This window comes from Flavobacterium sp. 21.1 (assembly GCF_057801535.1).
In genome coordinates this window covers 176246-187075 of sequence record NZ_JBYNXA010000002.1, presented here as the reverse complement: position 1 = coordinate 187075, position 10830 = coordinate 176246, and the positions used below count along the sequence as shown (strand labels likewise).

Annotated in this window: 10 protein-coding genes; 2 read left to right on the top strand and 8 right to left on the bottom strand. The window is 38.6% G+C overall.

Going from position 1 to position 10830, the window contains the following annotated elements:
- Window positions 1-23: 23 nt before the first annotated feature.
- A complete protein-coding gene (locus tag AC3E9U_RS04225; RefSeq protein ID WP_488745666.1) occupies window positions 24-1328 on the bottom strand; it encodes a c-type cytochrome in 1305 nt (434 codons plus the stop codon).
- A gap of 204 nt (window positions 1329-1532) precedes the next feature.
- On the opposite strand from AC3E9U_RS04225, the gene AC3E9U_RS04220 reads away from it, so the two are divergent.
- Window positions 1533-1922 (top strand): SPOR domain-containing protein, encoded by a 390-nt coding sequence (locus AC3E9U_RS04220; protein WP_488745665.1) that lies wholly within the window; start codon window positions 1533-1535, stop codon window positions 1920-1922.
- A gap of 97 nt (window positions 1923-2019) precedes the next feature.
- Here the strand turns inward: AC3E9U_RS04220 and AC3E9U_RS04215 are convergent, their stop codons facing one another.
- The 7 genes from AC3E9U_RS04215 to rimP form a co-directional block, all read right to left on the bottom strand.
- Complete coding sequence (locus AC3E9U_RS04215; RefSeq protein ID WP_488745664.1) at window positions 2020-2505, bottom strand: hypothetical protein; 486 nt, start codon at window positions 2503-2505, stop codon at window positions 2020-2022.
- 171 nt (window positions 2506-2676) lie between these two features.
- Window positions 2677-3618 carry a hypothetical protein gene (locus tag AC3E9U_RS04210; protein ID WP_488745663.1) on the bottom strand — a complete coding sequence of 314 codons (942 nt, stop codon included), beginning with the start codon at window positions 3616-3618 and terminating at the stop codon, window positions 2677-2679.
- A gap of 92 nt (window positions 3619-3710) precedes the next feature.
- Window positions 3711-4397, bottom strand: a complete 687-nt coding sequence (locus AC3E9U_RS04205) for a T9SS type A sorting domain-containing protein (RefSeq protein ID WP_488745662.1) — start codon at window positions 4395-4397, stop codon at window positions 3711-3713.
- Between the two features lie 2 nt (window positions 4398-4399).
- Complete coding sequence (locus tag AC3E9U_RS04200; RefSeq protein WP_488745661.1) at window positions 4400-4984, bottom strand: phage tail protein; 585 nt, start codon at window positions 4982-4984, stop codon at window positions 4400-4402.
- Window positions 4985-5120: 136 nt separating this feature from the next.
- Window positions 5121-7988, bottom strand: a complete 2868-nt coding sequence (infB, locus tag AC3E9U_RS04195) for a translation initiation factor IF-2 (RefSeq protein ID WP_488745660.1) — start codon at window positions 7986-7988, stop codon at window positions 5121-5123.
- Between the two features lie 51 nt (window positions 7989-8039).
- The gene (gene nusA, locus AC3E9U_RS04190; RefSeq protein ID WP_488745659.1) at window positions 8040-9284 is read right to left on the bottom strand and encodes a transcription termination factor NusA; all 1245 of its coding nucleotides are present in this window, start codon (window positions 9282-9284) and stop codon (window positions 8040-8042) included.
- Window positions 9285-9297: 13 nt separating this feature from the next.
- Window positions 9298-9762, bottom strand: coding sequence for a ribosome assembly cofactor RimP (rimP, locus tag AC3E9U_RS04185; protein WP_488745658.1), 465 nt, complete (start codon window positions 9760-9762; stop codon window positions 9298-9300).
- Between the two features lie 168 nt (window positions 9763-9930).
- Here rimP and AC3E9U_RS04180 point away from each other — a divergent pair, with 168 nt between their 5' ends.
- Complete coding sequence (locus AC3E9U_RS04180) at window positions 9931-10755, top strand: universal stress protein (RefSeq protein ID WP_488745657.1); 825 nt, start codon at window positions 9931-9933, stop codon at window positions 10753-10755.
- The last annotated feature ends 75 nt before the right edge of the window (window positions 10756-10830 follow it).

The following is a 10830-nucleotide window of genomic DNA, read 5'->3' as shown; positions in this document are numbered from 1 at the left end:
AATATTAGCTTCTTAATTTATTATTAATAGTGACACTTACCACATTCCAAACCTCCCATTTGTGCAGCAGTCAATTTGTCTACACCATATTTCTTAGAAAGCTCCTCGTGAATTTTTGCATAGTAAGCATTACCCTCCATTTTCACATCCGTTTTTCTGTGACAGTTCACACACCATCCCATAGTTAAAGGCTGGTCTTGTTTCATGATCTCGAAAGTTTCAACTTTACCGTGACATTTCTGACACTCAAGTCCGGCAACAGATACGTGCTGCGAGTGGTTGAAGTAAACGAAGTCAGGTAGGTTATGGATTCTAACCCATTTAACAGGCTTCACTTTACCAGTATAAGACATAGTATTCTTATCCCATCCCACTGCATCATATAATTTTTGGATCTCACCCGTATAGAATTCTTTTGAATACTCAACATAAGTAGAATCTTTATCCCCTTGGAATTCAGAAATACTTTTGTGACAGTTCATACAAACATTCAAAGAAGGAATACCTGCATTCTTACTAACTCTAGCTGAAGAGTGACAGTATTTACATTCTATCTTATTATCACCAGCGTGAATTTTGTGTGAATAATGGATTGGCTGAATAGGCTCATAGTTTTGATCTACACCAATTTGCATCAAATAACCGTAGATAAAATACATACCTATCAAGATCATCACGATAGACGACACCAAAACCAAAAACTGATTTTTTACAAATGCCTTCCAGATTGGAAGTGATTTTTCAGCCACCGGAGCCTCGATTCCGTTAGCTTTTGCAATTTTGTTAAGTACGTTTTTCACAAACAACAACATTGCCACCAACATTGCCAAAACTAAAGCAAGCACGCCTAAAATCACATTGTTGGAAATACCGCCTTCCTGAGCCTCACCGCCTTTAGCGACAGTAGGTCCAGCAGCCGCAGCTTCTTCTTTAGGAGCAGAAGTAAATGCTAAAATATTATCGATATCCTCGGTAGATAACTGAGGAAAAGGGGTCATTGGCACTTTACTGAATTCCTCAAACACCTTATTAGCATCTGCATCACCCGATTTGATCAATTCAGCACTGTTATGTACCCATTTGTAAATCCACTCCTTGTCGTACTTATCCGCAACACCACGTAAGGCAGGCCCTGTGGCTCTTGCATCAAGTTTGTGACAAGCCGCACAATTTGCATTAAAAATAGCTTTCCCTTTTGCAGGATCACCTGCACCGGCAGCAGGAGCAGCCGGATCTTGGGCTAAAGAACTCAGCGACAGCGATAATAGCATCGCCAGACTGAATAATAATTTTTTTGAAAACGAATTATGGTTACCCACTTTTTTCATAATTAAAATGATTATCAACTAAATTTGGTACTGCTTTACACCTATAAAGACAGACCTTATTTATAAACTCGGACAAAAATACGACTATTGTCCTATTCTCAAAACCTTAAATTTGTCTTAAATTGTAATTTATACCAATTCTAAATAAATCGAAGTTATCAGATTGACGTATTTAATTGTATTTTTGTTTCAAATCTACTTATTATGAGAATTTTAAGAACCCTACCTATTTTAGCCTTCTTCATTTTGTGCTCTTTTTCAGGCTCTAAAGCCCACTCGCAAACTTCAAAAATTAACATTATTCAGGATCCGAAGTTTGAAATGCTTTTAAACGAAAAAAGAAAAATCAATTCTTCCATTACTGTTAATGACCGTTATAAGATCCAGATATTTTACGGTACCAATGAGGAAGCAAAAAAAATGCTGTCTGCATTCAAAAAGGAATACAGAAATTTAGACGGTACCATTATTTATTCTAATCCAAGTTACAAAGTTTGGGTAGGCACTTTCAAAACCAGAATCGATGCCGAGAAAAACTACAAAGAGATTCAAAAAAAGTACCCAACAGCTTTACTGATCCGTCCAAACAAATAATGCAATTTACATTTGAACAAAAGAAGAAATAATCTCTTTCTAAATTCACAATATAAAAAAAGCCGGTTTTAAACCGGCTTTTTATTTATCAATTCTGTTAATCTGTGACCTCCAAATGCGTACCTTCCGTATGCAGAATATGTTCGGCCATCTCAATTTCTTCAATAGTACCGTTCACTATCACCATAAACTTTCCTTCGTTCAAATGTTCTTCATATTTCAGAACTTCATCCTCTTTGATACCTAACAGGGACAAAAAAGAAATAAGTCCGCCCGTAATAATACCTAAATCAAATCCGGCTATAGCACCAATCAAGGCGCCTGCACCATATAGAAATCCAAAACCGGGAATTGTAAAAACCCCGATACCTGAAAGCAGACCAATAACCGTTCCCGCCCCCATACCGATCACAGCCGGCGCTTTTTGCAGCGTATCCACAGATTGCATATGAATATGATCGTCAATTATTTCCGCTTTTCCCAAAAGCGAAACATTATTCATGGGAAAGTCTTGGTCATTCAACACTTTAATAGCATTTACTGCTTCTTTATGCGTTTCGTAAACAGCAATTTTTGATTTCATGACGCTTTGTTTTTAATTCCCAACAACATTAAATTTAATAGTAAAATTATGAATTTTAGACAGTTATATAATACATTTTATATTAAAATTATGTATTCACCATACAGCTTAATTCCGCTAAACAACAAAAAGCCGCCTTTTTAAAACAAAACAATGGCAATCGCTGTCATTTTACTTCCAGCCCATTTCTCTCTTTACCTTATCCGAAAAAAAAGCATTCTGAATCGGAAGCTCGCCTTCTACCTCATTTATTTTAGTAAGGGTGCGCAACATGAAAGGAACACTATCTTTTTTGAGCAATCCGTACTTTTGATGGCCAAAATGAATATAACTGAAAGCATCATACACCACATAGTCCCTGTAATCCGTTTCATTTTTTAAGTAGCTTTTTTTGATATAAGGCTCAAACAACAGCCACGTCCGTTCCATATTTTCTTTAATACCCAGATTCATAAACAGTCTTGAATCAATACTTCCCTGAACAACTCCAAAGTTCTTTCCCGTTGGGTATCGATCGTATTTACGACAAAGATCGTGCAGAATCGCTACAGTACTAAAAAGGATCTCGTTGCATTTAGAATCCACAATTTTTTTATCAGCATCAGACAAAGTTTCATTTTCAGATACTTTCGATACTACCGCGGCAATCGCCTGGAGCTTTACTTGGTTTTCATGCAGTTTTTGCTGATCAATTTGTTTTTCAAAATTATTCTCAAGCCAGATAAAATGATTCTTAAGATACATGGTCTTGAACCACGAGGCAAAATCACCCTTCAAAATCGCTTCATAATAGGATTCACGACCTGTCATATAAGCTACAGCAAAACCATGGTTTTTTACTAAAATTTCCAGCTGTTCTTTAAAAAATTCAAAATCCTTATGAACATAACCGTAATCAACAATTCTTAATTTCAAATCGGCTTCATAACCATAATCTTGCTCTAACTGACTCACTTTCTCTTTTGCCTTCAGATACTCTTCCTTATTCGTTCGACAATGAAAAAACGAAACATTGACCAGTTCATTGATAACCGTATCGCGATAATTCTGCGAAAAACAAAAGCTACATGCCAAGAAAAAAAACATCAAAAGAAACCATTTACATATACTCATCTTTCAAAAATTTTAAATTATATACGATCAAAATTGCAATTAATGCAGCCAAAAAATCCCGACGAATCGGGATTTTTAAATCTATAAACGTACTACTTTTTAATAAAGCGTAACGTTTGGCTATCGTTACTACTATGCAGACGAATAAAATAAACGCCGTTTTGCAACTTAGACACATCAGCTTCATTACTATTCTTTACATTCATTACGACTTGGCCTTGAACCGACAGTACCGAAAAACTTTCAACTGCTTCATTGGACACCAAAGTAATCCTATCGAACGCAGGGTTAGGATAAACTACAACTTTATTTGCCGTTAAGGAAAAGCCGTCCGTAGATAAAAGTGTACTTTGAACCGCTCCGCTCATAATCGCATTCACAGCAGTCAAACTTCCTCCACATGAAGCACCGGTGTGTCCGACATTTTCAATCCACGTTCCTAGTGTCAGATCAGGAGGATTTGGTAAAGAAGAAGAAGAATTGTAATAAATCAAATGCGGATTTACAAAATCTCCGTTACCGCTATCCGCGATAAATTCCCATCTTGAATTTGCCTGACTCCATAAAATCTTAAATTCACACGTTCCCAATCCGCCGCAAGACTGCTCACCGTCTACGGGAATGGTCGTGAAAGCATTTCTGCCAGTAACATCCGTGGTTTCCTTAACAAAAACATAGTCCTGATTTTCAAAAAGCGGATGACAACCATTAAACGTGATGCTTTGGGCATTTAAACCAAGCGAACCCAAAACCACTAACAAAGAAAATAACTTTTTCATCTTTAGCCTCTTGATGGATAAATCCCGTTCAAACAAATGATAAAGTTAACGGTTCCGAAAGGCTGCACGTTATTTACCGGTTGATTTTGGCCTGTAACTCCAATCATGGAAGGACTCATTGTAGTATTTGCGGCGCCGGAAACATATTCTTTATCTAAAGCCTTTGTATTTGCCGGAATAGAATTCGTAGGTACGTTCTGATCTCCGTCAGCAGTGGAAGCATTTACCGTGTGGTTGTGTGCCGGCATTTGAGCTATCGTAAGTATATTGGTTTCCGATCCGCCAACTTCACCTTGCACCCTTGGAGTCAAACCAGGACCTGAACCTGGATGCATTGGTACACGACCACGTAAGTCCGGTAATGCGAAAGTAGTCATACCATTTCCGCCATATGTAGTCCCTAATAAAGAAAACAAAGCTTGGTTTTGGGCAATCGACAAAATCTGACCGTCACATAAAGCCCAACCGTTTGGTGCAAAGTTTCCGGCAAACATTCTGATCTCACCAATAAAAGCTTCTTGTGAAATCGCTTTCTGACTTCCGAATAATGACAAAGTCAGCAAAAATAAAATTGTAATCCTTTTCATGTTTAATTTTTAAATTTTGCGCGAAAGTATTGAAAAATAATCTGCCAAAAAATATTTTTATAACAAAATCCGGTAAAATCGACAAAAAACAAAAAATCCCGACGAATCGGGATTTTTATACTATATCTGCTAAAGATTACTTCAGTTTCTTCTTAACCTCTACTTCCTGGAAGCATTCAATCAAGTCGTACTCCTTAAGATCGTTGTAGTTCTTAATCTGGATACCACAATCATATCCTTTGGACACTTCTTTCACATCGTCTTTGAAACGTTTCAACGCTAACAACTCTCCTGTGTAAATAACCACACCTTCGCGGATTAAACGGATTTTCGAATTTCTGAAAACTTTACCGTCAGTAACCATACATCCTGCAATAGTTCCTACTTTCGAAATCTTGAACAATTCGCGGATTTCTGCTGTACCGGTAATTTCTTCTTTTAATTCCGGAGACAACATTCCTTCCATCGCATCTTTCAAATCATCGATAGCATCGTAGATAATTGAATAGTGACGGATATCGATTTCTTCCTTATCAGCCAATTGTTTTGCATTTCCTTGCGGACGAACGTTGAATCCGATAATGATTGCATCCGAAGCCGAAGCTAACAATACATCCGATTCAGTGATTGCTCCAACTCCTTTGTGAATGATCTTGATCTGAATTTCTTCAGTAGATAATTTAGAGAAGGAATCCGATAATGCTTCCACAGAACCGTCCACGTCTCCTTTAAGGATAATGTTCAATTCTTTGAACTGACCAAGCGCGATACGGCGACCGATTTCGGCAAGCGTAATATGTTTTTGTGTACGAACCGACTGCTCGCGTAACAACTGCATACGTTTTGCTGCAATTTGTTTCGCTTCTCTTTCGTCTTCGAACACATTAAATTTATCACCTGCAGTTGGCGCACCGTCCAATCCTAAAATAGAAATTGGTGTTGATGGACCTGCTTCTTTCACGGAATTACCACGCTCATCGAACATAGCTTTTACCTTACCGTGATTTTTACCTGCCAATACATAATCTCCAACTTTCAAAGTACCCGCCTGAACAAGGATTGTTGATACATAACCACGTCCTTTATCCAACTGAGCTTCAACTACAGTTCCGATGGCTGGTTTATCCGGATTTGCTTTAAGATCTAAAATTTCAGCCTCAAGCAATACTTTTTCTAATAATTCTTTAACACCCATCCCTGTTTTAGCAGAAATATCATGAGATTGGTATTTACCACCCCAATCTTCCACCAACAAGTTCATACCTGCTAAACGTTCTTTAATTTTTTCCGGATTAGCATGTGGCTTATCGACCTTATTAATAGCAAAAATCAATGGAACACCTGCTGCTTGCGCGTGACTGATCGCCTCTTTTGTTTGTGGCATGATGTCATCATCGGCAGCAATTACAATGATCGCGATATCGGTAACCTGAGCTCCACGAGCACGCATCGCCGTAAACGCTTCGTGACCCGGTGTATCAAGGAAAGCGATTTCCTGACCGTTATCCAACTCCACTCCATACGCTCCGATGTGCTGTGTGATACCTCCGGACTCTCCCGCAATTACATTGGTTTTACGGATATAATCCAGTAAGGATGTTTTACCGTGGTCTACGTGACCCATCACCGTAACGATTGGTGCTCTGTGTACCAAATCTTCCGGTCTGTCTTCCACAACCTCGATTGCTTCTTCAATATCAGTAGTAATGAATTCTACTTCATAACCAAACTCATCAGCTACAATAGATAAAGTTTCGGCATCCAAACGCTGGTTCATTGTTACCATGATTCCAAGCGACATACATGTTCCGATAACTTTAGTGATTGGCACATCCATCATGGTAGCAATTTCACCTACAGTAACAAATTCTGTTACTTTCAATACTTTGCTTCCTTCTTCAATTGCTCTTTGCTCATCATCTGATTTCTGACGGTGAGAATCACGTTTGTCTCTTCTGTATTTTGCGGCTTTAGATTTCCCTCCTTTACCTTGAAGTCTTTCTAAAGTCTCTTTAATTTGGTTTTTAACTTCTTCTTCCGTAGGCTCAACCTTAGCTACAATAGCAGGACGGTTTCCTTTTTGGAAGCCCGGTTTGTTACCACCGAATTTTCCGCCACCTCCTGGTCTGTTAGCTCCTCCCTGAGCGTTTCCACCCTGACCTTGGCCCGGTGTTCCCGTACCTGGAGCTCCCGGTTTACCAGGAATACGTTTTCTTTTATTTTTATTTGCTCCGCCTTGACCCTGTCCTGCAGGTGTACCTGCAGCGTTAGGCTTATTGACAGCGTCTTTTTTGAAATCTTCTTTCTTTTTCTTAGGCTTGTTGAACTGAGACAAATCGATAGTCTGTCCGGTAAATGTTGCCCCGGAAAGCTTTTGGTATTGTGTCTCGATACGCTCTTCCTCCTGAGGCTCTCCCGATGTAGCAGTTTCCGCAGTCGCAGCTACAGGAGCAGGCGTAGCTTTAACTTCAGGCTTTTCTACCTTTTCTGTTTTCGCTACCTCTTTTACTTCTTCAACCTTCTCAACAGGTTTTTGAACTTCTTCAACAACCGGTTTTTCAATCACCTTTTCAGGAGTCGGTTCAACCGCAGTTTCGATCTTTTCTGAAGTAGGTGTTTCAGCAACAACTTCCGGCTTTTTAGGCTCCAGGTCAATTTTACCAACAGCTTTCGGCCCCGTAAGTGAAGCTTTGGCTTTGATTATTTCCTGACGCTGTCTCTCTTCATCTTGCTTACGTTTCTCCTCAATCTCCTTTTCGCGCTCGATACGAAGGGCTTCTTTCTCCTTCTTCTTTTCTTCGCTCACTTCCAAAGAGGCTACTTTTTTTCCTTTATCGGCAGAGAATTGACCGCACAAGATAGAGTATTCCTCATTAGAAATTTTAGCATTCGGACTTGACTCGATGGTATGACCCTTATCTTTCAAATAATCCACAGCTCTATCCAGAGAAATATTTAATTCCCTTAAAACCTTGTTAATTCTTATTACTCTTTCTTCAGACATAAAATCTTTTTATTATTACCTTAATGCGTGTTGTGTTGTTGTTGCTCCGGATTATTCTTCGAACTCGGTCTTCAGAATTCGCATTACGTCCAGAATAGTTTCTTCTTCAAGATCTGTACGTCTTACTAAATCGGCAACATCCTGTTTCAGCACGCTTCTTGCTGTATCCAAGCCAATTTTAGCAAACTCGTCGATAACCCATCCGTCAATTTCGTCTGAGAACTCAGTCAATTCAACATCGTCTTCTTCCTCAGCGATATTTCCTTCACGGATAACATCCAACTCATAACCGGTCAATAACCCGGCTAATTTAATATTGTGTCCGCCACGTCCGATTGCCTTGGACACCTCTTCTAATTTCAAGAACACTTCAGCCGATTTTTTATCTTCATCGATCTTAACCGAAGAAACTTTAGCAGGGCTTAACGCTCTTGTAATATATAATTGTGTATTGCTTGTAAAGTTAATTACGTCAATATTTTCATTACCTAACTCGCGAACAATTCCGTGGATACGCGAACCTTTCATACCAACGCAAGCTCCAACAGGATCAATTCTGTCATCATAAGAATCCACCGCTACTTTCGCTTTTTCACCTGGAATTCTCACAACTTTCTTAACCGTGATCAAACCGTCGAATACCTCAGGGATTTCCTGCTCGAATAATTTCTCAAGGAATTTCTCAGACGTTCTTGACATGATGATCTGAGGTTTGTTCCCCTTCAATTCAACGCTTTCAATGATTCCGCGAACGTTATCCCCTTTGCGGAAGAAATCAGACGGAATCTGTTTTTCTTTAGGCAACACGATTTCATTTCCTTCATCATCAACCAAAATTACAGCTTTTGGACGAACATGGTGAACTTCTGCCGTGTAAATATCGCCAATTAAATCTTTAAATTGTTTATAAAGATTGGTATTATCGTGTTCGTGGATTTTAGAGATCAGGTTTTGACGTAAAGCCAAAATCGCTCTTCTACCCAATTGTATTAATTTCACTTCTTCAGAAACATCCTCACCCACTTCAAAATCCGGCTCGATTTTTCTGGCTTCCGATAATGAGATCTCAGAATTTTCATCCTCTACTTCTCCATCAGCAACCACCACACGATTTCTCCAAATCTCCATATCCCCTTTGTCAGGATTGATAATGATATCGAAGTTATCATCTGAACCGTATTTCTTTTTCAATGCATTTCTAAACACATCTTCTAAAATCGCCATTAAGGTAACTCTATCGATAAGTTTATCGTCTTTAAACTCTGAAAACGACTCGATTAATGCAATATTTTCCATGCCAACTCTCTATTTAAAATGTTATTATAACAATTGCTTCTTTAATATCTTCGTATTTTATTTCTGCTCTTTTCTGAACAGTTTCTTTTCCTTTACCAACTTGTTTCGGCTCTCTGGCAGACCATTCCAAGACAATGAACTCGTCATTTGCTTCTGTAATCTCCGCTTCTATTTTCTCATTTGCCGTTGTTACCTTCAGCTTTCTTCCAATGTTCTTCTTAAACTGTCTCGGCATCCGCAACGGGGACGTCGCACCTGCTGAAGCTACTTCCAAGGAAAAATCCTGCTCTTCGCGATCCAAACCGTTTTCAACAATCCTGCTGACATCGATACAATCCTGCAGCATTACCCCATTATCACCGTCTAAAGTTACAATAATTTTGGATGCTTCGGTAATTGTCAGATCAATTAGAAAAAGAGAAGGCTTTTGCTCCAAGGCTTCCCTGAGAATTTCACTTACTTTTTCTTTAAACGCCATATTTTGTATAAAAAGAGGCACGCATGGCGTGCCTCATTATTTAGTTCCTTAACAAACAACGGTGCAAATATACAATTTTTTTTTAAATATTGAAAATCATTGTCAGTTCTAAATAAATTTATATCTTTATAAAAACTATTTTAACTCCAATTTCTCACATTGAATATTATGAAACGAATTTTAGTACCCACCGATTTTTCAAACCACGCAGAATACGCCTTAAAAGTAGCCGCTCAAATTGCCAGAAAAAATAACGGAGAGATTTTCTTACTACATATGCTTGACCTTCCTCATGAAGGAAGCGACGCCCAATCCCATGGTCATGCCATTCCGGAAATCATGTACTTCAAAAGAAGAGCTGAAGAAAAAATGGAAGAACTTACAGGTGTAAGCTACCTTGAAGGACTGGAAGTTTCTCAAATCATCAAATTACAGTCAACTTTTACCGGAATCATCGACATCAGCAAAAAGAACGATATCGATTTAATCGTAATGGGGTCTCACGGTGTAAACGGATTCAAAGAGATGATCATCGGATCCAACACGGAAAAAGTGGTTAGAACTTCAGACATCCCCGTTTTGGTAATCAAACAGGAAATGCCGGAATTCAACGTAAACAAATTTGTTTTCGCTTCCGATTTCTCCGAGGAAGTGACAAAAACTTTCGAAAAAGCAGTTGACTTCACCAACAAATTCGGCGCTCATTTACATTTAGTATCTGTAAACACACCGAATAATTTCAAATCAACAGCAGTTGCTGAAAAAATCATGTCTGAATTTGCATCTAAATTCCAAATCGACAATTTCTCCACACATATATATAATGATGTGAACGTAGAAAAAGGAATTTTAAATTTCGCCAACAGCATTGACGCCGATTTGATCGGAATGAGTACGCACGGAAGACGAGGACTGGCTCATTTCTTCAACGGAAGCATCAGCGAAGACCTGGTAAACCACTCTGCAAGACCTGTGGTTACTTTCAAGATCTAAAAACACAAAAAATAATACAAAAAAGCCTGTTCAGTTGAACAGGCTCTTTTTATTACACACTTCTAAATTATAGAA

Excerpts from the sequence above, each read along its gene's own strand:
- AC3E9U_RS04220 (WP_488745665.1), top strand. The coding sequence starts at position 1,533 with ATGAGAATTTTAAGAACCCTACCTATTTTAGCCTTCTTCATTTTGTGC.
- AC3E9U_RS04225 (WP_488745666.1), bottom strand. The coding sequence starts at position 1,328 with ATGAAAAAAGTGGGTAACCATAATTCGTTTTCAAAAAAATTATTATTC.
- infB (WP_488745660.1), bottom strand. The coding sequence starts at position 7,988 with ATGTCTGAAGAAAGAGTAATAAGAATTAACAAGGTTTTAAGGGAATTA.
- AC3E9U_RS04200 (WP_488745661.1), bottom strand. The coding sequence starts at position 4,984 with ATGAAAAGGATTACAATTTTATTTTTGCTGACTTTGTCATTATTCGGA.
- nusA (WP_488745659.1), bottom strand. The coding sequence starts at position 9,284 with ATGGAAAATATTGCATTAATCGAGTCGTTTTCAGAGTTTAAAGACGAT.
- AC3E9U_RS04205 (WP_488745662.1), bottom strand. The coding sequence starts at position 4,397 with ATGAAAAAGTTATTTTCTTTGTTAGTGGTTTTGGGTTCGCTTGGTTTA.
- AC3E9U_RS04180 (WP_488745657.1), top strand. The coding sequence starts at position 9,931 with ATGAAACGAATTTTAGTACCCACCGATTTTTCAAACCACGCAGAATAC.
- rimP (WP_488745658.1), bottom strand. The coding sequence starts at position 9,762 with ATGGCGTTTAAAGAAAAAGTAAGTGAAATTCTCAGGGAAGCCTTGGAG.
- AC3E9U_RS04215 (WP_488745664.1), bottom strand. The coding sequence starts at position 2,505 with ATGAAATCAAAAATTGCTGTTTACGAAACGCATAAAGAAGCAGTAAAT.
- AC3E9U_RS04210 (WP_488745663.1), bottom strand. The coding sequence starts at position 3,618 with ATGAGTATATGTAAATGGTTTCTTTTGATGTTTTTTTTCTTGGCATGT.